The sequence below is a fragment of the Streptomyces tubbatahanensis genome (genome assembly GCF_022699385.1).
Classification (GTDB): Bacteria; Actinomycetota; Actinomycetes; order Streptomycetales; family Streptomycetaceae; genus Streptomyces; species Streptomyces diacarni.
On sequence record NZ_CP093846.1, the window covers coordinates 712505 to 736404 of the forward strand.

General features: G+C 71.1%; 22 protein-coding genes. 9 read left to right on the forward strand and 13 right to left on the reverse strand.

Features of this window, described 5'->3' with window-relative positions:
- Positions 1–39 precede the first annotated feature (39 nt).
- The 8 genes from MMF93_RS03010 to MMF93_RS03045 all read right to left on the reverse strand — a co-directional run bounded on the left by MMF93_RS03010 (position 40) and on the right by MMF93_RS03045 (position 9228).
- A complete protein-coding gene (locus MMF93_RS03010) occupies positions 40–798 on the reverse strand; it encodes an HpcH/HpaI aldolase family protein (RefSeq protein ID WP_242749303.1) in 759 nt (252 codons plus the stop codon).
- The gene (locus MMF93_RS03015; protein ID WP_242749304.1) at positions 795–1559 is read right to left on the reverse strand and encodes an SDR family NAD(P)-dependent oxidoreductase; all 765 of its coding nucleotides are present in this window, start codon (positions 1557–1559) and stop codon (positions 795–797) included. Before MMF93_RS03015 ends, MMF93_RS03010 begins: the two co-directional genes overlap by 4 nt.
- Entirely contained in the window at positions 1556–2878 is a 1323-nt protein-coding gene (gene hisD, locus MMF93_RS03020; protein WP_242749305.1) for a histidinol dehydrogenase, read from the reverse strand. The genes MMF93_RS03015 and hisD (MMF93_RS03020) overlap by 4 nt, the downstream gene beginning before the upstream one ends.
- 31 nt (positions 2879–2909) lie before the next feature.
- Positions 2910–3653 (reverse strand): alpha/beta fold hydrolase, encoded by a 744-nt coding sequence (locus tag MMF93_RS03025; protein WP_242749306.1) that lies wholly within the window; start codon positions 3651–3653, stop codon positions 2910–2912.
- Entirely contained in the window at positions 3650–4786 is a 1137-nt protein-coding gene (locus tag MMF93_RS03030) for a cupin domain-containing protein (protein WP_242749307.1), read from the reverse strand. Before MMF93_RS03030 ends, MMF93_RS03025 begins: the two co-directional genes overlap by 4 nt.
- Positions 4787–5221: 435 nt before the next feature.
- Positions 5222–6184, reverse strand: coding sequence for a nuclear transport factor 2 family protein (locus MMF93_RS03035; protein ID WP_242749308.1), 963 nt, complete (start codon positions 6182–6184; stop codon positions 5222–5224).
- Positions 6185–6203: 19 nt separating this feature from the next.
- Complete coding sequence (locus MMF93_RS03040) at positions 6204–7550, reverse strand: MFS transporter (RefSeq protein WP_242749310.1); 1347 nt, start codon at positions 7548–7550, stop codon at positions 6204–6206.
- A 484-nt stretch (positions 7551–8034) separates the two neighbouring features.
- Positions 8035–9228 (reverse strand): MFS transporter, encoded by a 1194-nt coding sequence (locus MMF93_RS03045; RefSeq protein ID WP_242749312.1) that lies wholly within the window; start codon positions 9226–9228, stop codon positions 8035–8037.
- Between the two features lie 232 nt (positions 9229–9460).
- Here MMF93_RS03045 and MMF93_RS03050 point away from each other — a divergent pair, with 232 nt between their 5' ends.
- Positions 9461–10006 (forward strand): TetR/AcrR family transcriptional regulator, encoded by a 546-nt coding sequence (locus MMF93_RS03050; RefSeq protein ID WP_242749313.1) that lies wholly within the window; start codon positions 9461–9463, stop codon positions 10004–10006.
- 372 nt (positions 10007–10378) lie between these two features.
- Here the strand turns inward: MMF93_RS03050 and MMF93_RS03055 are convergent, their stop codons facing one another.
- Positions 10379–10801: a GNAT family N-acetyltransferase gene (locus MMF93_RS03055; protein ID WP_242749314.1), complete on the reverse strand. Its 423-nt coding sequence runs from the start codon at positions 10799–10801 to the stop codon at positions 10379–10381.
- A gap of 382 nt (positions 10802–11183) precedes the next feature.
- On the opposite strand from MMF93_RS03055, the gene MMF93_RS03060 reads away from it, so the two are divergent.
- Positions 11184–11636 (forward strand): GNAT family N-acetyltransferase, encoded by a 453-nt coding sequence (locus MMF93_RS03060; protein WP_242749315.1) that lies wholly within the window; start codon positions 11184–11186, stop codon positions 11634–11636.
- A 240-nt stretch (positions 11637–11876) separates the two neighbouring features.
- Here MMF93_RS03060 and MMF93_RS03065 read toward each other — a convergent pair whose 3' ends face one another.
- Positions 11877–13529: an amino acid permease gene (locus MMF93_RS03065; RefSeq protein ID WP_242749316.1), complete on the reverse strand. Its 1653-nt coding sequence runs from the start codon at positions 13527–13529 to the stop codon at positions 11877–11879.
- Positions 13530–13601: 72 nt separating this feature from the next.
- Between MMF93_RS03065 and MMF93_RS03070 the strand changes: the two genes are divergently transcribed.
- From MMF93_RS03070 to MMF93_RS03090, 5 genes are all read left to right on the forward strand, one after another.
- Positions 13602–14513 (forward strand): LysR family transcriptional regulator, encoded by a 912-nt coding sequence (locus tag MMF93_RS03070; protein WP_242749317.1) that lies wholly within the window; start codon positions 13602–13604, stop codon positions 14511–14513.
- Positions 14514–14720: 207 nt separating this feature from the next.
- On the forward strand, positions 14721–16169 hold the full coding sequence (locus MMF93_RS03075) for an MFS transporter (RefSeq protein WP_242749319.1): 1449 nt from the start codon (positions 14721–14723) through the stop codon (positions 16167–16169).
- A complete protein-coding gene (locus tag MMF93_RS03080; protein WP_242749321.1) occupies positions 16166–16975 on the forward strand; it encodes a nitrilase-related carbon-nitrogen hydrolase in 810 nt (269 codons plus the stop codon). The genes MMF93_RS03075 and MMF93_RS03080 overlap by 4 nt, the downstream gene beginning before the upstream one ends.
- A gap of 193 nt (positions 16976–17168) precedes the next feature.
- The gene (hisD, locus tag MMF93_RS03085) at positions 17169–18497 is read left to right on the forward strand and encodes a histidinol dehydrogenase (RefSeq protein WP_242749323.1); all 1329 of its coding nucleotides are present in this window, start codon (positions 17169–17171) and stop codon (positions 18495–18497) included.
- A complete protein-coding gene (locus MMF93_RS03090) occupies positions 18494–19753 on the forward strand; it encodes an ester cyclase (protein WP_242749326.1) in 1260 nt (419 codons plus the stop codon). Before hisD (MMF93_RS03085) ends, MMF93_RS03090 begins: the two co-directional genes overlap by 4 nt.
- Before the next feature lie 89 nt (positions 19754–19842).
- Here MMF93_RS03090 and MMF93_RS03095 read toward each other — a convergent pair whose 3' ends face one another.
- Complete coding sequence (locus tag MMF93_RS03095) at positions 19843–20325, reverse strand: NUDIX hydrolase (protein ID WP_114025410.1); 483 nt, start codon at positions 20323–20325, stop codon at positions 19843–19845.
- Between the two features lie 108 nt (positions 20326–20433).
- Between MMF93_RS03095 and MMF93_RS03100 the strand changes: the two genes are divergently transcribed.
- Entirely contained in the window at positions 20434–21075 is a 642-nt protein-coding gene (locus MMF93_RS03100; RefSeq protein WP_242749328.1) for a class I SAM-dependent methyltransferase, read from the forward strand.
- Here the strand turns inward: MMF93_RS03100 and MMF93_RS03105 are convergent, their stop codons facing one another.
- Together MMF93_RS03105 and MMF93_RS03110 are read right to left on the reverse strand one after the other, a co-directional pair.
- Positions 21076–21717: a hypothetical protein gene (locus MMF93_RS03105; protein ID WP_242749329.1), complete on the reverse strand. Its 642-nt coding sequence runs from the start codon at positions 21715–21717 to the stop codon at positions 21076–21078.
- A 95-nt stretch (positions 21718–21812) separates the two neighbouring features.
- Complete coding sequence (locus MMF93_RS03110; RefSeq protein ID WP_242749330.1) at positions 21813–22613, reverse strand: glutamate racemase; 801 nt, start codon at positions 22611–22613, stop codon at positions 21813–21815.
- A gap of 84 nt (positions 22614–22697) precedes the next feature.
- Here MMF93_RS03110 and MMF93_RS03115 point away from each other — a divergent pair, with 84 nt between their 5' ends.
- A complete protein-coding gene (locus MMF93_RS03115; RefSeq protein WP_242749331.1) occupies positions 22698–23858 on the forward strand; it encodes a glycosyltransferase in 1161 nt (386 codons plus the stop codon).
- Positions 23859–23900: the final 42 nt, after the last annotated feature.

Below are 23900 nucleotides of genomic sequence, written 5' to 3' on the forward strand. Positions count from 1 at the left end.
ACGGCACACCGGTCGACCGCCGGGCAGAGCGGACGTCAGCTACCGCTCCGGCGTGCTGAGAGCGCGCAGAGTCCCCATCAGGACGTGCGTGAGGTTGTAGAGGACGGCCCCCGGGGGCGCGGCGGCAGCCTGCTGTGTCGAGTTGACGATCGTCACCATCGGCTTGCCGGCCCGCTTCGCCGCCTCGACAACCTCCTGGGTGGCGCCGCGCACCGCCGGTTCGGCCGCACCGCCCGTCAGCCCCATCGCGACCGACAGGTCCGCAGGCCCGACGAGCGCCGCGTCCACGCCCGGAACCGCCAGGATCTCACCGGACGCCGCACACGCCCGCGGCGTCTCCAGCATCGGCACGACCACCGTGGTGGCGGCGGCGTGCGCGAGGTGCTCGGCGATGCCCGCCTGGCCGAAACGCCCCGAGCGGCTGTAGGTGGCGAAGCCCCGCTCCCCCTGCGGAGGGTAGTGCGCCCAGGCCACCGCCCTGCGGGCGTGGTCCGCGCTGTCCACGTGCGGCACGATGATGCCCTGGGCCCCCGCGTCGAGTGCCCGCAGGACGAGGGAGGGTTCCTCGGCGCCTACGCGGATCAGCACGGGAAGCCCGTGGGCCCCGGCTGCCTGGATGTGCTGTTGCAGGGGCACGACGTCGGCGGGACCGTGCTCGCAGTCGATCACCACGAAGTCGAGCCCCGCGACACCGGCCATCTCCACCAGCGGCCCTGCGGGCAGCCTCAGCAGTCCGCCGAGGAGGCGTTCCCCGCCGGTCAGCCGTTCCTTGAGCGGCACCGGGTCCGTGTCCTTCACCGTGCCACCATCCCCGCGGACAGATCGATGTCGGCCGCGCACAGGCCCGGCATCTGCAACATGGCGACCAGCGCGGACGCCACCTCCTGTTCGGTGACCATGCGTCCGAGCAACGCGCGCGAGACGAAGGCGTCTTCCGCCGCCTTGGGAGTGGTGCCCGTGCGCTCCGCCTCCAGCCGGAAGTTCCGCTCCATCCGCGGCCCGCCGACCGGCCCCGGGGAGAGGGAGTTGACGTTCACACCGGCAGGCCCCGCCTCCCCCGCGAGGGTGGTGGTCAGCCCGAGCACCGCCATCTTCGAGGCGCAGTACGGCGTACGCCGCACGAGCGGGCGCTTGCCCGAGACCGACGCGACGTTGACCACGTCGCCCCGGCCGCGCTCGGTCATCGCCGGGAGGAACGCCCGGCACATCAGGTAGACGCCGCGGACATTGACGTCGAAGACCCCGTCCCACTCCTCGGGCTCGATGTCCACCAGCGGTTTGACCGGCCCGGGCACCCCCGCGTTGTTGACGAGGACGGAGACCTCCTCGCCGGCGAGTTCCCGCGCCAGGGCCGCCACGGACTCATGACTGCCCACGTCGCAGGTCGCCGCGCGGCCCGGCCCGGCAAGAGAGGCGACGGTCTCCTCCACCGTCGCGCGGGTGCGGCCCACCGCGATGACCCTCGCTCCGGCGGCGGAGAGCGCCTGGCACATGGCGCGGCCCAGCCCGTTGCCGCCCCCGGTGACCAGCGCGGTACGTCCCTCGACGGGCGCCGTCACCGCTGTGTCCCGGTCGGTTCGCCCTGCGCCCAGGGCAGCTCGGCGTTCCCGTACTTGGCCGCCCGCACGTCACCCGAACGGGCATGCCCCTCGAACAACTCCACGCGGGCCGCCCGGCCGCACACCTCGCCCAGGTACGCGCTGGAGGAGGCGTTGGTGACCTCCTGGTAGGTCACCGTCTTGAGGTACTTGCCGACCCACAGGCCACCGGTGTAGCGGGCAGCACCCCGCGTCGGCAGCACGTGGTTGGTGCCGATGACCTTGTCCCCGTAACTGACGCACGTGCCCTCGCCGAGGAACAGCGCACCGTAGTCGCGCATCTTCTCCAGCGCCTGCCGCGGGTTCTCGGTGAGGACCTCCACGTGCTCGCTCGCGTAGCCGTCCGCGACCGCGAACGCCTCCTCCAGCGCGTCCACGACCACGACCTCACCGTGGTCGCGCCACGCGGGCTCGGCGAAGTCCTTGGTCGGCATGCCGGGCAACAGACGCTCGATGTGCTCGATCACGGCCCTGCCCAGCTCCGCCGAGGTCGTGACCAGCACGGCGGGCGAGTCGGGCCCGTGCTCGGCCTGGGAGAGCAGATCCACGGCGACCACGAACGGGTCAGCGGCCTCGTCCGCCACGACGAGGATCTCGGTGGGCCCGGCGAACAGGTCGATGCCGACCTCGCCGAACAGCTGTCGCTTGGCCTCGGCCACATAGGCGTTGCCGGGGCCGGCGATCAGATCCACCCGGTCGATCGTCTCGGTGCCGACCGCCATCGCCGCGACGGCCTGCACCCCGCCGAGCAGGTGGATCTCGTCGGCCCCGGCCAGGTGCATGGCGGCCACGGTGGCCGCCGGGACCTCTCCCCTGATGGGCGGCGTGCACGCCACCACCCGCGGCACACCGGCGACTTTGGCGGTCACGATCGTCATGTGCGCGGAGGCGGTCAGCGGATACCGTCCGCCGGGTACGTAGGCGCCCGCGGCGGACACCGGCAGGTGCCTGTGGCCGAGGTGGACCCCGGGCAGTGTCTCCACCTCGATGTCGCGCAGCGCCTCCCGCTGGTGCCGGGCGAACGTGCGCACCTGCTCCTGGACGAAGGTGATGTCCTCGATCACCTGCTGCGGAACGTCGGCGACGATCTTCTCGATCTGCTCAGGCGACAGGCGGAACGTCTCAGGCGACCACGTGTCGAACTGCTCGGAGTACGTGCGGACGGCCGCGTCACCCCGGTCACGGATGTCGGTGAGGATCGCGGAGACACGGTCGGCGACCTGACCGGAGTCCTGGCCGGCCTTCTCCTTGGGGACGGGTCGTTTCAAAAACTCTCGCATGTCGGGCTCCTGGTCGTACGTGCGGAAGTGTTCAGTCACAGGTGGCGGCAGACGGCGTACCGACCACGTCGGTGAGCCAGCGGCGCAGCGACGCGGCGGTCTCGCCGGGGCGCTCCAGCGGGAGCAGATGGCCGGCGTCGGCGAGCACCCGGAGTGAGCCGGCAGCTGCTCGCTGGGCGATGTCGCGGTGGAACGACGGCGGACACAGGGCGTCTCGTGCGCCGCAGAGCGCCAGCACCGGGCACTCCAGCGCCGCCACGGCCGCGTGCGCGTCCGTACGGGTCGCCTGGGCCGCCAGCTGGGCGCGGAAGGTGTCAGGGCCGATGCGGCGCGCCATTCCGAGGAACCGTTCCCGCAGCGGCTCCGAGGGGTCAGCGGCCGCGTACATCGTGGGCAGGATCCGGTCCGTGAGCACCGACTCGAACTCACCTGCCGCGGCACGCTCCGCCAGCTGCCGCCAGCCGGCGAGCTGCCCGGGCCGCGGCGCCTGCGCGTTGGTCGAGAGCGCGCAGAGGCCGGCCAGTCGCTCGGGGGCCCGCCGGGCCACCTCGAACGCGACGATCGCGCCGAGGCTCAGCCCGACGAGCACGAACTCGCCCTCGACGCTGGAGAGCACCTCCTCGGCCATGTCCGCTATGGACGGTGCGGTGATCTGCGCGTGGACGACGGGCCCGGGCAGCGCCGGCTCGACCTCCGTCCACAGCTCGGCGTCACACAGCATGCCGGGGACGAGTACCGAAGGCAGCGGCCCCCTCCCCGTCTTCGGGCCCGTCATCGAGGCGCCGAAGCCGGTACGAGGTGGGCCGGGGCGAGGTAGCCGTTGTGGTCGCGCGCGAAACCGGCGTCGGCGGCCGCCTTGACGACCTCGTCCGCCCACTCCAGGCGCACTCGGCCGTCACCGCCGTTCACGACGACCATGGTGGCCGGGGAGTCCGACACGTTGCGCATCGAACGCCAGGCCCCCGCCGGAACGGACAGCATGTCCCAGGGGCCGAGCCGCACGCTCACCTCGTCATGGTGGTTGAGGCGGACCTCCCACTCGCCCTCCTTCACCATCAGCACCTGGGTCTCGCTGTGGCGGTGGGTGAGCAGGCCCTCGTCCGGGTCCGCCCGCAGCCACGCCATGTTGTGCCCGTGCGGGTGGTAGATCCGCGGCTCCTGGCGGCGGTTCTCGGTCATGCCGAACCCGATCACCAGGGCGAGCCCGGCGCGCCCACCCGGTACCACACCGCAGAGGAACGCCTGGTCGCACCACTCCAGGTCGTCCTGCGTGGCGACGTACCTGCGCATGTCGTCCGCCGAGTAGTCCACGAGAGACGCGATGTCCGCCGGATCCATCGGCCGGACCAGCTCCTCACTGTCCGGCAGCTGCTCGCCGGCGACGGTGTCCACGAGCTGGTTGTCCGAGGTGAGGTAGAGGCCGTGTCCTTCGGCCTCGCGCAGCACGGTGGGGCCCCAGATGATGCCGCCGGTCTCGTCGTGCCCCAGGCAGGTGAACAGCCAGCCGTCGTCGGGCCCGGTGTTGGTGAAACCGCGGAAGATCCAGGTCGGAATGGAGGCGATGTCCCCTTCCCGCAGGGTCAGCTCCCCCTCCTCCCCCTCGGCGCCCCAGCGCAGCAGGTACTCCCCCCGGAAGCAGAGGAAGACCTCCGCGGTGAAGTGCAGGTGCAGATTGTTGGTGATGCCGTGCGGCATGGCGGCGGCTCCGATGTTGTAGCCGTGCGGCTCACGCAGGTTCACCACCTGACTGGAGCTCTGTGTGACGCCCGGGCCGACCATGGCGTAGTTCTCCTTCTGGTCCGAGCCCGGCGTACGGCAGTCGATGAACGCCTGGTTGCACGAGACGAAGTCGCTGCGGCGGATGGTCCGCCGGTCCAGCTCCTCCTGAGTGACGAGAGGGGATGTCATGGTTCTCCTTTCCTGCTGCACTTTCCTACTAGGCATGCATACGTATGCTCAGCATGCAAAACCCGTTGCGTGTGTTTGTCAAACGCGAGGTGTGGTCCGCGCGTTCGTGAGCGTCGCGCCTACGGCGCACTGACTGTGGCGCGGGCTGCTCACTCGGCCTGGACACGGCCGCGGCAATGCGGTGACCGGCGACCCGTCGCCGGTCGCCGGTCGCCGGTCGCCGGTCGCCGGTCGCCGGTCGCCGGTCGCCGGTCGCCGGTCGCCGGTCGCCGGCGGAGCCTCGACGCCGGTTCGGGTCGCGGGGTGAGGGCAGCACGGAGTACGTGACAAGGCGAGCGCACCGGGACCGGGCCCCACGCCAGGCCGCGCCCCTACGCGCTCACGCGCCTCGCGGGCCGTACACGCCTCACGGGCCGTACACGCCTCACACGCCTGTCACACGCCGGCGATCTGGCGGTGCAGTGACAGTTCGTCGAACTCCGCGAATTCGGCGACGATCTTGCCTCCGTGCACATGGACATGGTTGATGCCCATGACCGACACCTCACGCTCGCCGCGTGGGGTCGGCACCGTCCCGGCGAGGTTCCACCTGACCGCCACCCGGTCGAGGTTGAAGTCCTCGAGCCAGTACAGCTCGTCGATGCGGAACTCCCTCTCGGGCATCAGCCGCAGCCAGTCGTCCACGTAGTTCTTGATACCCGCGAGGTGCTGGTACGTCCGCGACGTGCCGACCGAGAGCCGCGCGTCATTGCTGTAGGCAGCGAACACACGCTCGGCGTCCCCCTTGCCGAACAGGGCGGTCAGGTGGTCCTGGACGAGTTCGCCGGAGCCGTGCACGCGTGCGGGGATCGCGGGGACCCGCACGCCGAACTCCGCCGCGGTACGCCCCTCCGGCTGCTGCCTACCCGTGGACGTACTGGCCCACATCCGCGCCGCGGCATCGTGGCCGATGCCCAACTGGGCCGCACGGGCGCCCGGGTTCCACGCCTTCCACTCCTCGACGTAGTGCTCCCCCTTCACCGCGCAGTTCGCCGTGGCGCTGACCCGGATCCAACGCCCGGTGGGGCCGCCGAAGACGGGGTCGCCTGCGTTGCGCGCGGTCCACGTCCAGCGCATCGAGGTGCGGTACCCGTCCCGGTCGTTGCCCGTCCAGATCGTCTCGTCGATACGTCCGCGGAAGCCCTCCCTGCCGGCGAGCGCGCGCTCGGTGTCCTCGACGACGTGCTCGACACCGACCATGTCGCCGGAGTCCATGTGCGTGATCGTCTGCGGCGTGTAGGTCCGCGTGATCAGGTCCACCTCGCGCTCGTTCCAGATGCGGTAAGTCGAGCGCTCGACGAAATCCACGATGTCGTGCCATTCCGTGCCCGCCATGCTCGACGTGGGCTGCTCGGACATGTCGCTCCTCGCTCCTCGCTCAGTTGTGTGCTGTGTACTTGTCATCGGAAAGCGCACTGCGGTAGGTCTCCTGCATGAAGCGCAGAATGACGAAGAGGGAGAACACCGCGAGCGTGGCGAGGAAACCCCACAGTGCGTAGACGGTGCCGAACCGCGACACCAACAGGGTCGCGATGAAGGGCGTCGCACCGGCGAAGATGGCGAACGAACTGTTGAACGCGATCGCGCTGGCGCTGTACCGGGTCTTGGTCGGGAAGAACTCCGCCGCACACACGGTGACGATGCCGGTGAGGAAGAACTCCGGGACGATGTAGATCAACTGGCCGAGCACCGCGCTGGTGAACGTGCCCTCCTCCAGCACCAGGAAAGCGAGAGGGACCAGGAAAATGCAGGCGAGCACGCCGGTTATCAGCATGGGTTTGCGGCCGATCCTGTCCGAAAGCGCCCCGGCAAGCGGCAACAGGGGTACCAGAACCCCGATCGAGATGACGTTGGACAGGAAAGCCTCGCCCTGGGGGACCTTCAGTGTGCCGCTCAGGTACTGGGGCAGGTAGGTCACCCAGCCGTACGACAGCACGGCCAGCGTGATCGACGCACCGCAGAAGACGAGGATGCCCCGCCACTGCGACACGAGGGCCTCTCGCAGCGGGGTTTGCACGACCTCGTCACCGCTGTGTGTAGCGGCCTCGAATTCCGGGGTCTCCTTGATGCGGAGCCGGAGGTAGAGGCCCGTCAGCGCCAGCGGCAACGCCAGGAGAAACGGCAGCCGCCAGCCCCACGTGGTCATCTCCTCATGCGGCAGGAGGGTGGTCAGCAACGACGACAGCCCGGCACCGCCCAGCAGACCGAGGAAAACGCTCATCGAAACGAACGAGCCATAGAAACCACGCCGCCGCTGGGGGGCGTATTCGACGATGAACGCGATGGCCCCCACGTATTCGCCGCCCTGCACCACTCCCTGCAGGATGCGGACCACCAGCAGCAGCGCGGGGGCGACGAAGCCGACCTGCGCATAGGAAGGCAGTACACCGATCAGCGCGGTGAGGACACCCATCAACACGATTGCCAGTGAGAGCGTCTTGCGCCGGCCGACGCGGTCGCCGAACCGGCCGAACAGCAAACCTCCCACGGGCCGGATGAGGAAGGAGATGGCAAAAAGCGCATAGGTGCTCAGCACACTGGCCAACGGGTCGGTCTCGGGAAAGAAGACCGGAGCCATCAGAGGTGCCAGGTAGCCGTACACGGCGAAGTCGAACTGCTCCACGAAGTTACCGATTCCGCCGGCCCAGATGGCCTTGCGGACCTCGGCGGGTGTGGCCTGGGTTCTGCCGCCTGCTTCGACGGCGGCCGTAGCGGTCGCGGTCACGAGTCCTCCCGTTGCATCACGGCCGGCTTGCGCGCCGGACCACGTCAGTCCCTCCCCTTGGCATGAATACGTATGCCAACGCGAGCACCGTAAGAGGTGCCGACCGCTGGGTCAAGGCTTGGACGCGCGCGTACCCGGTGTGGCCCGACGAGCCGTGAGAGCCGATGGCCGCCCTCGACCGCGACCTTGGGCTACGGCTACGGCTACGGCTACGGCTACGGCTACGGCTACGGCTACGGGGAGAGGACAGCAGGAGGGGTGCAGCGAGGGCGTGCTGTCTCACCAGGCGTCGGCTCGCCGGTTGGGGCGCCGTTACCCCAGCGACGGCACCGAGGCATGCCCGAGTCGCGAGTGAGGCGCGGGAACAGGCCGCAACCCTCACACTCATCGGTGGAGGTCGCGGGAATTTGCGGGAGCCGGGGGGAACCTGTTGTGCCGAGCCGAGCCCGCACCGGCATGGCGGCCGTTGCCGGGCTCGGATCGATCACCGCACGGCGCTGGGCGTGTGACGCGGCCGCATCGCGCCGGCGAAAAGGGAGGCGATCACCAACAGGAGGAGGACGACGGCCATGGCCGCGCGCAGTCCGACGTGCTCGGCGAGGAAGCCGAGGAGGGGCGGGCCGACGAGGAAGGCCGCGTATCCGGCGGTGGCGACCGCACCGACCCTGGCCGCGGCGTCCGTCTCGTCGTCCCCCGCGGCGGACACACTGACGGGGAAACCGAGGGCCGCGCCGAGGCCCCACAGGACGACGGCCGCGCCGGCGAGAAGCGCACTGGAGGAGAAGATGACCAGGGCAAGGCCGGCTGCCGCGACGAGAGCGCCGGCGCGGATGACGACAGTCCGGCCGTAACGGGCCAGGGGAGCGTTTCCGGCCAGGCGGCCACAGGTCATCGCGGCGGCGAAGAGCAAGTAGGTGAGCGAGCCGCCGGTGGCACTGGTGCCGTGCCCGTCCACCATCAACAGCGGTAGCCAGTCGTTGGCGGACCCTTCGGCGAAGGCCATGGCCAGGACGATGACGCCGATCAGCACCAGCCGTCCGTCGCGCCACACCCGCAACTGGGCCCGCCAGCCCGACCGCTTCACCTCGCCCGGGTCGCCCGTCGCCCTGCCCGTCCCGGCCGGTATTCCGCGTATCGCCCACACGGACGCGGCGGCGACCACCGCCGTCGCCGCCGACAGATGCCAGACGACGGGGAACCGCCACGCGGTCAGCGCCATTCCCAGCCCCGCGCCCACGACGGTGCCCAGGCTGAAGCCTCCATGCAGCAGGGGGAGAACAGGTCGGCTCAGGTGGTGTTCGACGGCGGCGCCCTCGATGTTGAGGGCGATCTCGCCGAGGCCGACACCCGCTCCGAACAGCGCCAGGCCGCAGAAGACGCCAGGGGCCAGCGCACCGGTGGCGGCACCGGCGACGACGGCCAGTCCGGCCACCATGAGGACGGCGCTGACGAGCAGAGTGGCCCGCCCCCCGGCCCGCCGCACCATCCCGCTGGAGAGGAGGACGCCCGTCATGGACCCGGCGGAGAGCCCGAAGAGGACCAGCCCCATGCCGGCGCTGGAGACCGCCAGGGAGTCCCGGATCGCGGGGGTACGCGCGATCCAGGAGGCCATCCCGATGCCGGTGGCGAGGGTGAGGACGAACAGGGAGGTGCGCCAGTGGCGGAGTGTGGGGGGCATGGAGCCTCGGCAATCGCGCGACAGCAGAGGCGTACGATCGTACACTGGCGTGCGTACGATCGTACGCTTGCGGATCTGCGACCGGTGTTCCTCACACAATGGCCCCGAACCGGCGCTCCGGAGGGCGGTGCCGCCGACGTGGGTGGCTCAGGCCCCCGGCAGGTACTGCCGATCGGCGTGCTCGCCGGAGACGATCCTGCCCATAGACCCGCTCCCCGCAACAGGAGGACCCTTGGCAACCGGACGCGTTGATCCCGAACGTCGTAAGCGCATCATCAGCGCCGCGCTCGACCTCATCGCCGAGGAGGGTGTCGCGGGCGTCTCCCACCGCAAGGTGGCAGCCCGAGCGGGCGTACCACTCGGTTCGATGACCTATCACTTCCACAACCGCGACGAACTGCTGCGCGAGGCGTTCACCAGCTTCTCCGGCACCATCATCGCGCTCTTCGAGCAACACCTCGCCGCCGCCACCACCCCGGACGAGGCCCGCGAGGCCGTTGCCGACCTCGTGCACCGCCTCTCGGACGGCAACGAGCGAGAACTCGTGCTCACCCACGAGCTGTACACCCTGGCGGCCCGGGAACCGGCCTACCGAGAGCTGACCCGCGCGTGGATGCACAGCAGCCGGCAGGCCCTGCAACGGTATTTCGACCCTTCGACGGCGCGTCAGCTCGACGCCCTCATCGAAGGGCTGTCCCTCCACCGCGCCCTCGAAACCCAGCCCCACGAGCGGGCGCTGACCATCGAGGCGATCGCCCGCATCACCGCGTCCAGCTGAGACGCGGTGATGCGCGAGCTCGGAGCAACAGGACAGCAGAGGTCCGCCGCCTCGCCACGTACTTGGCGAGGCGGCGCGCGGTCTCCTCGGCGGTCAGAGGGAACGGGCAGGCCCCGACCGTGCGGCACGGCGGCCCCCGTCACCCGCGCCTCGCCTGCGCCCGCACCTCCGCGGGCGCAGGCGCACCCGCGCACCGGCCGTCTTCGACAACTCATGCTTTGACAGCTCGTGCTTCGCCACCTGATGCTTCGCCACCTCGTGGAAGCCCTCACGATGACCCGCGCACCGCCCCCTCCCTTCGACCTCACCGGCCGCGCGGTGATGACCGGTTGCCGACGCGGCGTCGGTATGGCCATGCCGAAGACACGGCGCTCAGCTGATGTCTGCGGTTGGGGCGTCGCGGGTCATAGGCAGGGTGGGCATTCTCCCTCGCCAGAGGTAACGCTCACCTGTGATCTCGAAGCCGTGGCGCAGGTAGAACCCGATGGCCCGACTGTTGTAGTCGGCGACCCCCAGGCGGATGCGTGCGGGACCTGCCCAGGTGAAGAACTCGGCCAACAGGCGGCTACCGAGCCCTTGGCCCTGGGCATGGCTCAGCAGATACATCGGTCCGAGGATGACCGACTCATCCCAGTGGCCACAGAGGTAGCCGACGATCTCCGGCCCAGACCGGACGACACGACAGAAGTGCGGGGCAGGTTGCTGGTTCGCTACTTCGATGAACTCTCGCCACTCCGCGATGCCTTCCGCTGTGGCGGATGAACCACGGTGCTCACGGATCGATCCAGGACTCATCGACCCGAGCTTCCGCGTTGAGGTAGTTCTGCAGCCAGTTCCTCAGGTGCAAGGGCCCCAAGACCGCAGCGTCGTCAGGGTGAGCGTCGGTGATCAAGTAGGCCATGTCAGAGCATACGTGTGCGCTGGCGAAGTCATCGTGCCACCGCCCTGGAGAGGTTCAGCCGACTTTGGTGGGCTCTTCGGCTCGTTCGAGGCGATGGCGACGCTGTTCTTCTCCTCGCGCTCGGTCAGGACGAGGAGGTGCGGAGGTCATACCCGTCCACGAGCCGAGAGAGCCAGCGAGAGACGGCCGGGTCAGACAGGAACCGATCTTGACGCGCCCGACATGTGTGATGTCGAGTTGACGGTAGGAAGAGGCACCAGCGCATAGGGGGTCGAGATGGTCATCGCAGAAGAGGACGTCTTCGATCCCGTTGAGATGCTGAGCCTCTATGACTCGGTCGGCTGGGAGGGTTACACCAGCGACGTCGACAAACTCTGTCGCGGTCTCGTGAACTCTCACCTCGTCGTCACGGCACGAGACGGATCGGGAACCCTCCTCGGACTGGCCCGGACCGTCTCCGACGACGAGCACATCTGTTATGTCCAGGACGTCGTGGTCGATCCGGCGAACCACAGGCAGGGGGTGGGCCGGGCGCTGGTCGAGTACGTGATGCGGCGCTACGCGCACTGCCGGTTCTTCCTCCTGTCCACCGACCACGAGTCCTCGGAAGAAGGCAGCCGCAACCACGCGTTCTACCGGAGCCTGGGCTTCCTGTCCTACGAGGAAAAGGAGATGTCCGGCTTCGGGCTGCCAAGGAAGCGCCCCGACTTGCGCGATACGGCTCCATAGGCGGGCGATTCTGCGGGGCAGCTCGGAGTGTCACTGGAGCAGGATCATCTTGTGGAGCAGTGCAAATCCGGCTCGGCCGAGGCCCTTCCACGAAGGGAATCGGTCGACAACTTGCACAGCGTCGGGGGCACCACGCCGTGCACTTTCAGCGTATGCGCCTGCCCGGTCCCGGCGGATGATCTCCCCGGCGGGGTGGAGGACCAGCCAGGCGGCCAATGACGCAGGTGTCCCCCGACGGCCTCAGCGCGCTGACCGGGTGGGTGAGGTGGCCGGATGGTCGCCTCGCGCGCCGTCCGGCCACCTCGCGTGCGGGCGGGCGCGCGGGCCGGGCGCGCGGTCGCCCGCACGCTCGTGTGGGTCGGACCCGCTCCGTCGTCGCTGCCGTCGCTGCACGTACAGGCCCGCGAGGACGAGGACGGCGGACAGCGTCAGGGAGAGCCACAGTTCGAGCCGGTGGCCGGGGGTGACGGCCATGATGAGCAGGACGGCGACGATGAAGGCGATCGTCATGAGGGTCAGCCACGGGTGCAGCCACATCCGTACCTGGGGGGTCTCGCCCGCCGCGTCGGTCCTGCGGCGCATGGCGAGTTGGGTGACCGCGATCGTCAGGTACATCATCAGCGCGATCGCGCCGCTGGAGGCCATCAGGTAGCCGAAGAGCTTCTGCGGCAGGAAGTAGTTGCCCGCGACCGCGAGGAAGCCGACGGCGGTGGAGCTGAGGATGGCGTGCCGTGGCACGCCGCGCGCGGTCACCCTGCGCCAGGAGGCGGGTGCGTCGTTGCGCAGGGCGAGGGAGTAGGCCATCCGGGAGGCGGTGTAGAGCGCGGAGTTGAGGCAGCTGGCGACGGCCACGAGGACGACGACGTCCATGATGGGTCCGGCCGCGGGCACGTGCATGCGCTCCAGCGTGAACTGGTAGCTGCCGACCTCGAGTCCGGCGGCGTCCCAGGGCACCAGGCACACGACGACGAACGTCGAGCCGAGGTAGAAGAGGCCGAGCCGCCAGACCACCGCGTTGACGGCCTTGCGCACGCCTTCTCTCGGGGTGGCCGACTCCGCGGCGGCGATGGTGACGACCTCGCTGCCCTGGAAGCTGAACATGGCGGTGAGCAGTGCGGCGACGACAGCGGTCCAGCCGTTGGGGGCGAAGCCGCCGTCGGAGGTCAGATGGCTGATCCCGGCCGCGCCGTCGCCGGGCAGCAGGCCGAGCACGGCGAGCACCCCGAGGGCGACGAAGGCGCAGATCGCGACGACCTTGACCAGCGCGAACCAGTACTCGAACTCGCCGTAGTTGGCGACGCTCAGCAGGTTGCTGCCCGTGAGGGCGAGGGTGACACCGAGCGCCCACAGCCATGCGGGGCCCCCGCACCAGCCGGCCAGGATGCGGGCGGCCGCCGTCGCCTCGATGGGTATGACGAGCACGTAGAACCACCAGTAGAGCCAGCCCACGGCGAAGCCGGCCCAGTGGCCGAGCGCCTGGTCGGCGTAGGTGGAGAACGAGCCGGTGTCGGGACGGGCCGTGGCCATCTCGCCGAGCATCCGCATCACCAGCACCACGAGCGCGGCGGCGAGGACGAAGGAGACGAGGACGGCGGGCCCGGCGGTGGCGATGGCGGCGGAGGAGCCGACGAACAGTCCCGCGCCGATCACCCCGCCGATGGAGATCATCGTGACGTGCCGCCGTTTGAGGCCGTGGGCGAGCCGGCCGGTGTCGCCGCGCACGCCATCGCCCCGAACGTTATCGCCGCTCACGCCGTCGTCCCGAACGCCATCGCCGCGCACGCGGTCGTCGTCCACCGCGTCGTCCGGGGGGCGGTCCGCCGTGTGCGGTGTGGTGCCGTCCGGAGCGCGCTCGGGCTGTCCGGCTGGGGGCTGCGACGTGCTTGGTGCCATGTCGGGGACGTTAAGAGCCCGCTCCCCAAAGGACAACCTTGACATATCCAGTGCTTGGCCAAGGATTGCCCTATGACACTGAACCAGCTCCGTGCCTTCGTCCTCGCCCAGCAGCTCGGCTCCTTCACGGCCGCCGCCGAACAGCTCCGGATGGCACAGCCGTCGGTCTCCGAGCTCGTCCGCCGCCTGGAGGAGGAGCTGGGCACCGAGCTGTTCACCCGGGGCGGCCGACGCCTGGTCCTCAGTGGTCCTGGCAAGGAGCTGCTGCCCTACGCAGAGCAGGCGCTCTCCGCGGTCGAGCACGGCAGCAGGGCGGTGCGGTCACTCGGGTCGCTCGGCGGCGGGACGGCCACCTTCGGCATGCTCAGGAACGCCGACTACTACCTGCTGGCCGACCTCGTGCGGCAGTTCCACGCGCGCTACCCCGCCGTGCAGGTCCGCCTGGTGGGCCAGAACTCCGCGGAGACCGCGGCGGCCGTCGCCTGCGGCGAGCTGGAGGCGGGTCTCGTGGTGCTGCCGGTGGACGACGAGGAACTCACCGTCACACCGCTGGTACGCGACGAGGTGCGCTACGTCAGCCTGGATCCGGAGCGTACCCGCCGGCCCGTCACCATCGAGCAGCTGGCGAACGCCTCGCTGATCCTGTACGACGCGCACTTCGGCTGGAAGGACCCGACCCGCCGCCAGCTCGCCGAGCGGGCGCAGTTGGCCGGACTCACCCTGCGGCCGCTGATCGAGCTGGAACACGTGGAGTCCGCCCTCAAGCTCGTCGCGCACGGTATCGGTGACACGGTGGCCTCGCGCGCCGTCGTCGAGAGCCAGAACTTTCCGGCACGGCTGAGCAGCGCCCCGTTCGCCGAACCGCTCTACGACACCATCGCCCTGGTGCGGCGACGTGGCCGCCCGCTGACTCCCGCGACGCGTGAACTGGCCCGCCTCGCCCAGGACATGCTGCGCGAGGCGCATCCGGAGGCGGTCCGGTGACCCGGCACCTTTCCCCATACGTATTCGGATCGGCTTGCTGTTGACGCTCCCCTGTGCCGCCGCTAACTTGACCGCACTCCTCACGCATACGAATGCACAGCCACGAGCATGGGCCCGAGTGCATACGTGCGGCGACGCCTGCGGGACGCGCCCCTCCCGGCACCGGACGTCGGGGCCCGTCCCCTCACACCCCGAAGGGGGACCACGATGGCCACAGCGTCGACACCGTCCGAACGCCCCGCCCCACCACCCGGCAAGGCCGGAATGCCCAAAGCGGTGGTCGCCGGATGCATCGGCAACTTCATCGAGCAGATCGACGTCGGGCTCTACGGCTACCTCGCACCGGTGATGGCCGGCTCCTTCTTCCCCGGTGGCGACCCGACCGTCGCCCTGCTCAGCACCTACGGGACGTTCGCCATCGGCTTCCTCGTCCAGCCGCTGGGCGGTGTGATCTTCGGCAGGATGGGAGACCGCGTCGGCCGGCGCACCATGCTGATGCTCACCATCGTCCTGATGGGCGTGCTGACCGCCTGCATCGGCATGCTGCCGACATACGCCCAGGTGGGCGCAATGGCCCCGGCACTGCTGCTGGTGATCCGCATCCTCCAGGGGGCGGTGCACGGCGGCGAGTACGGCGGAGCGCTCACCTTCATCATCGAATACGCGCCGCGCCGCAGCCGGGGCCTGTACATGGGCTACGCCTCCCTCGGCGTGTTCGGCGGACTGCTGGTCGGAGCCGGTCTCTCCGCCCTCGTCTCAGCACTGCTCGACGACGGGCAGATGGCCACCTGGGGCTGGCGGCTGCCCTTCCTGATCGCCCTGCCCCTGTCCCTCGGCGGACTGTTGCTGCGCCGCAGGGTCGGTGAGACACCGGCGTTCCTGGAGCACCAGCGCAAGAACCCCGCACCGCAGGAGTCGCCGATCTGGGAGACCCTGCGCGCCTACTGGCGGCCGCTTTTGACCTTCACCGGCTACGCCATGACCAACGCGGTGCTCTCCTACACCTGGGTCACCTACCTGCCGCAGTGGCTCGACACCGAGGGCGGCCTCGGGCACTCGGCAGCCTTCGCCAGCAACCTCATCTCCCTGGCCGCCTATCTGCCCCTGCTCGTCCTGGCCGGGTGGCTCTCGGACCGGATCGGGCGCAAGCCGATGCTGCTGGCCGGGTGCGTGGCCTGCGTGACCCTCGTTCCGCTCGCGTTCTGGGTGGCACACCAGGGCAGCTTCGGGTCAGCTGTGCTGGCTCAACTGATCTACCTGATCCCGGAGTTCTGCATCGCGGTACCCGCGACCGCGAGTCTGCCGGAGATGGTGCCGACCCGGGTGCGGGTGACGGCGACCGCGCTCGGCTTCAACGTCCCCTTCTCGGTGTTCTCCGGCACGGCACCCATGGTCGCCACCGCCCTGGTCGGCTGGAGCGGCACCCTGTACGCCGTCTCCGGATATCTCGGCGCGCTCGCGGTGATCTCGTTCTTCGCCGTCCTCCTCGGCTTCCGGGAGACCTCTCGCCGCACCCTCGCCCCGGGTGAGGCCCCGGCAGCGACGGACCACGCAGGCGACGAGGTGATGCCGGCTTCCGGGGAAACGACTGCCGCGCGCGGTGCAGAGGGCCACTCACCGGCTCCCGAAGCCCCGGCAGCGGCCGGGCCCCGATGACCCGCGTGGTGTGCAGGACGCTGGCTCCCCGGCTGGGGGACCCGGCCGCCAACCAGCGGGCCGTCGTCGAGGCCATCGCCGCCGAGTCGGCCGCAGGCGCCGACCTCCTCGTCCTGCCGGAACTGGCCACCTCCGGCTACTGCTTCGCCTCACGGGAGGAGGCCGGCGCCTGCGCGGTGGCAGCCGACGGGCCCGAACTCGCGCAGTGGTGCGCGGCCGTGCACGGCCGAACGGTCGTGGTCTGCGGCTTCCCCGAGCGCGGCGGCGACGGGCGGCTCTACAACAGCGCGGCGCTCCTGGACGCGGGCGGTGTCCGCGCAGTCCACCGCAAGGCGCACCTGTGGGACCGGGAGACACTGTTCTTCACTCCCGGAGAGAGCCCGCCGCCGGTCGTGGACACTGCGCACGGCGCCGTCGCCGTCCTCATCTGCTATGACCTGGAATTCCCCGAGTACACGCGCCGCGCCGCACGGGACGGCGCCGACCTGCTGGCCGTCCCCGTCAACTGGCCGCTCGTTTCCCGGCCGCCCGGTGAACGGCCGCCTGAGGTCGTCATCGCCCAGGCAGCGGCGCGGGTCAACCGCGTGGTCGTCGCCTGCTGCGACCGTTCCGGGACGGAGCGCGGGCAGGCGTGGACGGAAGGCAGCACCATCGTCGGTGCCGACGGCTGGGTGCTCTCCTGCGATGCGAGAGAGGGCCGGGGCGCGGTCTCGGCTGTCGTCGATCCCGCCGTCTGCCGCGACAAGCAACTCACCCGGCACAACGACCTGTTCGCCGACCTGCGCCCGGCTCTGTACGGGAGCTGAACGCGGCGTGGCCGCGCGCGCCTGTGCGCCGTACGCGTCAGACGACAAGCGGCAGCCGAACGGCGAACGACGACCGGCAACCGGCAACCGGCAGGCAGCCGGCCAGTGACCCGCCGGCTCAAGGAAAACCCTATGGATATCGCGGGACAACTCAGGGTTGTCCAGTATTGGAGGTCCTTCTAGCGTGACCGGTATGCGATTCAGCACCTCCCGTCTTGCGGAGCTCGACGGCTCGTACCGCTTCCTCAAGCCCCCGCCCGACTCCCCCGCCGCCCAGCGCGACCCCGCGGTCGCCGCCCGCGTCTCCGAGATGCTCTCCACCATCGAACGCGAGGGCATGGACGCCGTCCTGCGCTACGCCAAGGACCTCGACGGCTGGGACCTGCCCGACGTCGAGATATCCGCCCGGGACCTCGCCCGTACCGGGGACGAACTGCCCGCCGACGTACGCGCCGCACTGGAGCTGGGGCAGGCCCGCACCCGCGACTTCGCGCTGCGGCAGCGCTCCCACCTCGTCGACTTCGAGGCGGAGCTGGCCCCGGGGCTGGTGGCCGGGCAGCGCTACGTGCCCGTCCAGCGCGTCGGCGCCTACCTGCCCGCCGGGCGCTTCCCCCTGCTGGCCGGCGCCTTCATGACCGTGGGGGTGGCCAAGGCGGCGGGTGTTCCCGCCGTCCTCGCCTGCACACCACCCGGCCGGAACGCGGCCGCTGACCCGGCGGTGCTCTTCGCCGCTCACCTGTCGGGCGCCGACCGCGCCTACGTTCTCGGCGGCGTCCAGGCGCTGGCCGCCATGGCGTTCGGGCTGCTCGGTGAGCGTCCGGTGGACATGCTCGTGGGGGCGGGCAACGCCTATGTGGCCGAGGCCAAGCGGCAGCTGTACGGCAAGGTCGCCATCGACCTGCCCGCGGGCCCCTCCGAGGTCGCCGTCCTCGCGGACGAGACCGCCGACCCCGTGCTGGTCGCCGCCGACCTCCTAGGCCAGGCGGAGCACGGCACCGAGTCGCCCGCGGCGCTCGTCACCACCTCGGCCGAGCTCGGCGAGGCGGTCATCGCCGAGATCGAACGGCAGTTGGAGACCCTCGCCACCCGCGACATCGCCGGGCCCGCTTGGCGCAACCACGGGTCGGTCACCTGGGCCAGGGACGCCGGGACAGCCATGGAGCTGATGGACGAACTGGCCCCGGAACATCTGGAGATCCAGACAGCGGACGACGAGGCCTACCTGGCAGGGCTGCACAACTACGGCTCCGTCTTCCTGGGCAAGTGGTCCACCGTCGCCTACTCGGACAAGGGCATGGCCGGCACCAACCACGTTCTGCCCACAGCCGGCGGTGCCCGGCACAGCGCGGGCCTTTCGGTCTCCCGGTTCCTCAAGCCGCTCACCTACCAGCGGGTGACCCGCGAGGGGACCGAGCAGTCGGCCGGCGCGGTGGAGGCCATCTCCGCCTACGAGGGAATGGCCGCGCACGGCGCCACCGCCACGCTGCGCCGTGAGGCCCTGACGAAGGGAGAGTCGGCGTGAGCGGCACGGACAGCGGCGACACCACCGCGGGGCGCGAAACGGTGCCGCCGCAGCCGGCGAGCGCACCCGACAGCGGAGGGGGCTCCCGGGCCAGGCCCGCGGGCGGGCCAGAGGCGGCGCACCACCCCGCGGCCGACCGGACCGACCGGGCGAACCGGCGGTACATGCCGCCCGACTTCTCCATCGCCCTGCGTCCGGGCAACGGCGCCGACGCGCCCGGTTATCCGGTGGGCGAGCGGCGGCATCCGATGCGCGGCTTCGAGGACACCTACAGCGACATCGTCGACTACATCGTCCGCATCACGCACCGCATCTGGGAGGACCAGGACGTCGGCTACGTCTACGACACGTATGCGCCCGGCTGCCGCCTGCACGACGACAGCGGGTTGAAGGTGGGCGTGGAGCCGCTGGTCACGGGCACCATCGCGAACATCCACGCCTTTCCGGACTGCCGGCACTACGCGGACGAGGTGATCTGGGCCGGCGACGACCGCGACGGGTTCGTCACCTCCCACCGCGCCCAGAACACCGGTACCCACACCGGTGACTGGCAGTGGGGTCCTGCCACCGGCAAGCCGCTGCGCACGTGGGTGATGGCCAACTGCGAAGTGGTCGAGAACGAGATCACCGAGGAGTGGGTCCTCTACAACACCGCGGCGAAGCTGGACCAACTCGGCATCGACGTGCGCGAGGCCGCCCGCGCCTTCGGCAACGAGGGCGGCCTCAGCCCGCTCACCGACCGGCAGTTGGGCGACGTGGACCGTCTCACGGGCGGCCGCAAGCCCCTCCCCTACCCGCGCCGTGCGGACGGAGCCGGGTTCGACCCCGACCACCTGGTGCGGGCGCTGTACCACGACGTCTACAACCGGCGCGACCTGAGCGCCGTCGACCGGGCGTACGCGCCCCACGTGCGCTGGTACGGGCCGACCAACCGGACAGGCTACGGCCGCGCGGACGTGCGCGGCATGGCCCGCGGCCTGCTCGCGACGTTTCCCGACCTCGGCCACCAGGTCGACGAGGTCTACTGGATGGGCAACGAGGCCGACGGCTACCGGGTCTCGGTGCGCTGGACGGCGGTGGGCACCCACCGGGGCCACGCCCTCTACGGCCGGCCCACCGGCCGCCGCGTCCACCTGTGGGGGCTCACCCAGCTGTACCTCTCACAGGGGCGGATCACCGAGGAGTGGACGCTGTTCAACGAGTTCGACGTGCTGGCCCAACTGCTGCGCGACGACCCCGCGGACCGGCTCGTGTGACAGGGCCCCTGCGGCGCCGCGCACAGCCGGCGCCGCAGGGCTTGCGCACGCGGGCCCGCCCGTCGCGCCGCCACGGGGCCCGGCCCCGGCTACGCCTTCGGCATGCCCTCGAACCAGGCGGGGCCTTCCTGCGTGGCCTGCTTGATCCGGAAGACGGCGAAGTCCGCGAGGGGCGGCAGCGCGTCCAGGCCGAACCAGCCCACTTCCAGCGACTCGTCGTCGTTGACGCGGGCGTCGTCGCTGACCGCACGGCAGCGGAAGGTGATGTCCATGAACTGGCAGACGTCGCCGTTCGGATAGGTGACGGGCTTCTCGATGCCGTGGACGGAGACGACCCGCTCCGGCACGCACCGCACGTGCGTCTCCTCGAAGACCTCCCGCACCGCGCAGTCCGCCGGCTGCTCGCCCGGCTCCGGGATGCCGCCGATCACCGACCACGTACCGGTGTCGGCACGCCGGCCCAGCAGCACCCGCCCCCGGTCGTCGAAGACGACCGCGGTGACACCGGGCAGGTACAGCAACTGGTGCCCCGCGGAGAGGCGCAGGTCACGGATGAAGTCAGGAGTGGCCATGCACCGACCCTACGACGCGGTCGGCGCCACGGCCGTGCGAGGAGGCCCCGTGAGGCGGGTGCGGTATCCGGTCGTCAACGTGTCGGAAAGGCTCTAGTGTCCTCGCCTGTGACAGAGCCTTCCTCATACCACCGTGCGACAGCCGACGCCTACGACGCCGTCGCCGTTCTCTACGCCGACCTCGCCCGCAACGCGCTCGACGGGTTCCCGCTGGACCGCGCGGTGCTCGCCGCCTTCGCCGACACCGTGCGGGCCTCGGGGCCAGGACCCGTGGCCGAGCTGGGGTGCGGCCCGGGGAGCCTCACGGCGCACCTGCGGGACCTGGGGCTGGACGTCTTCGGCGTCGACCTGTCGCCCGCGCTGCTCGCCCTCGCCCGCGAGGCGTACCCGGACCTGCGGTTCGAGATCGGTGCCATGGAGGCCCTGGACGTGGACGACGGCCGGTTGCGGGGCATCGTGTCCTGGTATTCGGTCATCCACGCCCCACCGCGGGACCTGCCCGCGTACTTCGAGGAGTTCCGTCGGGTGCTCGCGCCCGGCGGAACGCTGCTGCTCGCCTTCTTCGAGTCGGAAGGAGAGCCGGCCACGGCGTTCGACCACAAGGTGACGACGGCCTACCGGTGGCCGATCGACGACCTCGCGGGCCTGGCAGGCGAGGCGGGCTTCACCGAGGTCGGCCGGATGCTGCGGGAGCCGGGCGAAGGGGAACGGTTCCGTCGCGGGCATCTGCTGCTGCGCTCGGACACGTGATCAGGTGGGGCCGGGATCAGGCCGCAGTACGGCGAGGCGGGCGCGGATGTGCTGGACGGCCGCCTCGGCGTCGTCCACGGTGACGGTGAAGACCCGGCCGTCCCCCAGCCGCAGGACGACTCCCTCGCCGCGCCGGATCACCACCGCCGTGCCCATCCCGGGGCGCCAGCGGTAGCCCCAGCCGCCCCAGTGCCGCGGGGTGACGGTGGGCGCGTGGTCGGCCGCGACGACGTCCCGCAGGGGGATCCGTCGTCGCGGCACGCCCGCGTGGCCGCAGCGCACCTGGAGGCTGTCCTCGTCGACGGTGACCTCGACGTGGACGAAGGCCAGCGTGCCGAAGAGGATCAGCAGCCCGGCGGCCACGCAGCCGACGACCGACATGACCAGCGGCACGAGACCGCCCGACCAGCTGGGGTCGACGGCGAGCTCGATACCGAGCGCCAGGCAGCCGGCACCCAGGGCGGCGAGCCCCCACTGGAGGCGGCTGGTGGCCCGTCCTGTCCACCCCTCGGCTCTCGCGGCCGAAGCGGCGCCCGCCAGGGGCGCGGGTGGGGCGAGGGGCGCGAGAGGGGTGTCGTCGGGGCCGCGGAATCCGGCGCCACCTTCGGCGGGGGGCGCGCCGTCGCGGGGCAGATCCGTCATGTTCGGCAGCGTACTCCCGCGGCGCGGCGGGGGCAGCCCGTGAAGCCGAGCCGTCCGCAAAGCCCCCGAAGGGGTGTATACGGAGCGTGAAGGGGTCAGCCGCGCGCGGCCGGGGCCAGGGCCAGCAGGCGGCCCTCCGCGTAGGTGAGCGCGGCGGCGGGAAGAGTGCTGGTCCTGCCGCTGTGCAGCACCGTGAGGCCGCCGGTGGGTGCGGCACCGGGGTCGGGAGAGATGCCCGCACGGCGGAGCGCCTGCGCACAGACGGCGACGGCGGAGCCCTGGAGCGCCGGCCCGTCGGAGCCGGGGCCGCCGAGGGCTTCGCGGATGCGCTCGCCGACCAGTTCGTAGTGGGTGCAGCCGAGGACGACGGTCCGCACTTCGGCGGGCGTGCGCCGGGCCGCGGCCTCGACCGCCGCCGAGATCAGCTGTTCGTCGCCGTTCTCGATGGCTTCGGCGAGGCCGTGGCAGGGGACGCCGGTGATGTCGGCGCCGTTCGCGAACTCCTCGATCAGCTGCTGCTGGTAGGGGCTGCCCGTGGTGGCGGGCGTGGCCCAGATGGCGACACGGCCCCCGGTGGTGGCGGCGGCCGCGGCCGCGGGTTTGACGGCGGGGACGGTGCCGATGACCGGCAGCGCGGGCTCCAGTTCGGCCCGGAGGGTGGGCAGCGCGTGCACGGAGGCGGTGTTGCAGGCCACGATCAGGGCCTCGGGCTCGTACGCGGCGGCGGCGCGGGCGCACAGGAGGGCTCTCTCGGTGATTCCCTCCGCGTCGCGGGGGCCCCAGGGCATTCCGTCGGGGTCGAGCGAGAGGACCAGGTCGGCGTCGGGGCGTGCGCGGCGCACCGCCGCCGCGGCGGCGAGCAGGCCGATACCGGAGTCCATGAGCGCGATCTTCACGGTGAACAACTGTAATCGATCGGCTCCGCGGACCCGGCTCGTCATGGTGCCCCCGACGGCCCGCGTGCGGCAGACTGCCGCTCGATGACCACCCTCACCTGGACCTCCGCCGTTCCGCTCGCCTCGCTGGCCGCGTGGGTGTGGCTGCTGCTGGGGCAGGGCTTCTTCTGGCGGACCGACGTGCGGATGCCGCCCGCGCCCGCCGAGGGGCCCGCGGACTGGCCGTCCGTCACCGTGGTCGTGCCGGCCCGTGACGAGGCCGAGGTGCTGCCGGTGAGCCTGCCGTCGCTGCTGGCGCAGGAGTACCCGGGGCGGGCGGAGGTCCTGCTGGTGGACGACGGATCCACGGACGGTACGGGACGGCTCGCCCGCGCGCTCGCGGAACGCACGCCGGACGCCCTGCCGTTGACGGTGCTCCTTGCCGGGGAGCCGGAGCCGGGCTGGACGGGCAAGCTGTGGGCTCTGCGGTGCGGGATCGCCCACGCGCGGGCGGGCCACGGCACCGGTGGCCAGGCGCCGGATTTCCTGCTGCTGACGGACGCCGACATCGCGCACGGCCCCCACTCGCTGCGCCGGCTGGTGCGCGGGGCTCTCGCCGGGCGGCTCGACCTGGTGTCGCAGATGGCGCGGTTGCGGGTGCGTACCGGCTGGGAGCGGCTGATCGTGCCGGCCTTCGTGTACTTCTTCGCGCAGCTGTATCCGTTCCGCTGGGTCAACAGACCCACGGCGCGTACCGCCGCCGCGGCGGGGGGCTGCGCGCTGCTGCGGACCGAGACCGCGGTGCGGGCCCGGGTGCCGGACAGCATCAGGGACGCGGTCATCGACGACGTGACGCTGGGCCGCGCCGTCAAGCGCGCCGGGGGCCGGATCTGGCTGGGCCTCGCGGACTCCGTGACGAGTGTGCGCCCGTACGCGGGCCTGCGGCCGCTGTGGCGCATGGTCTCGCGCAGCGCCTACGCGCAGCTGCTCAACAACCCGTTGCTGCTGGTCGGCACCGTGGTGGGGCTGGTGTTGGTGTACCTGGTGCCGCCGGTGTGGGCGTGCGCGGGGTCGCCGGCGGGTGGGGCGGCGTGGCTGCTGATGACGCTGACGTACCTGCCGATGCTGCGCTACTACGGTCAGCCGCTGTGGCTCGCGCTCCTGCTGCCTGTGACGGCCGCGCTCTACCTGGCGATGACCGTCGACTCGGCGGTGCAGCACTATCGGGGCCGGGGCGCCGCGTGGAAGGGCCGTACCTACGGCTGACGGCGCCTCCCTGGGCCGGTCGGCCTCCGCTCTTGCAGGGCG

Coding starts and splice junctions, on each gene's coding strand:
- hisD (WP_242749323.1), top strand. CDS start 17,169: ATGCGATTCAGCACCTCCCGTCTTGCGGAGCTCGACGGCTCGTACCGC.
- MMF93_RS03030 (WP_242749307.1), bottom strand. CDS start 4,786: ATGACATCCCCTCTCGTCACTCAGGAGGAGCTGGACCGGCGGACCATC.
- MMF93_RS03045 (WP_242749312.1), bottom strand. CDS start 9,228: ATGCCCCCCACACTCCGCCACTGGCGCACCTCCCTGTTCGTCCTCACC.
- MMF93_RS03070 (WP_242749317.1), top strand. CDS start 13,602: ATGACACTGAACCAGCTCCGTGCCTTCGTCCTCGCCCAGCAGCTCGGC.
- MMF93_RS03075 (WP_242749319.1), top strand. CDS start 14,721: ATGGCCACAGCGTCGACACCGTCCGAACGCCCCGCCCCACCACCCGGC.
- MMF93_RS03055 (WP_242749314.1), bottom strand. CDS start 10,801: ATGAGTCCTGGATCGATCCGTGAGCACCGTGGTTCATCCGCCACAGCG.
- MMF93_RS03035 (WP_242749308.1), bottom strand. CDS start 6,184: ATGTCCGAGCAGCCCACGTCGAGCATGGCGGGCACGGAATGGCACGAC.
- MMF93_RS03025 (WP_242749306.1), bottom strand. CDS start 3,653: ATGACGGGCCCGAAGACGGGGAGGGGGCCGCTGCCTTCGGTACTCGTC.
- MMF93_RS03095 (WP_114025410.1), bottom strand. CDS start 20,325: ATGGCCACTCCTGACTTCATCCGTGACCTGCGCCTCTCCGCGGGGCAC.
- hisD (WP_242749305.1), bottom strand. CDS start 2,878: ATGCGAGAGTTTTTGAAACGACCCGTCCCCAAGGAGAAGGCCGGCCAG.
- MMF93_RS03080 (WP_242749321.1), top strand. CDS start 16,166: ATGACCCGCGTGGTGTGCAGGACGCTGGCTCCCCGGCTGGGGGACCCG.
- MMF93_RS03105 (WP_242749329.1), bottom strand. CDS start 21,717: ATGACGGATCTGCCCCGCGACGGCGCGCCCCCCGCCGAAGGTGGCGCC.
- MMF93_RS03060 (WP_242749315.1), top strand. CDS start 11,184: ATGGTCATCGCAGAAGAGGACGTCTTCGATCCCGTTGAGATGCTGAGC.
- MMF93_RS03115 (WP_242749331.1), top strand. CDS start 22,698: ATGACCACCCTCACCTGGACCTCCGCCGTTCCGCTCGCCTCGCTGGCC.
- MMF93_RS03065 (WP_242749316.1), bottom strand. CDS start 13,529: ATGGCACCAAGCACGTCGCAGCCCCCAGCCGGACAGCCCGAGCGCGCT.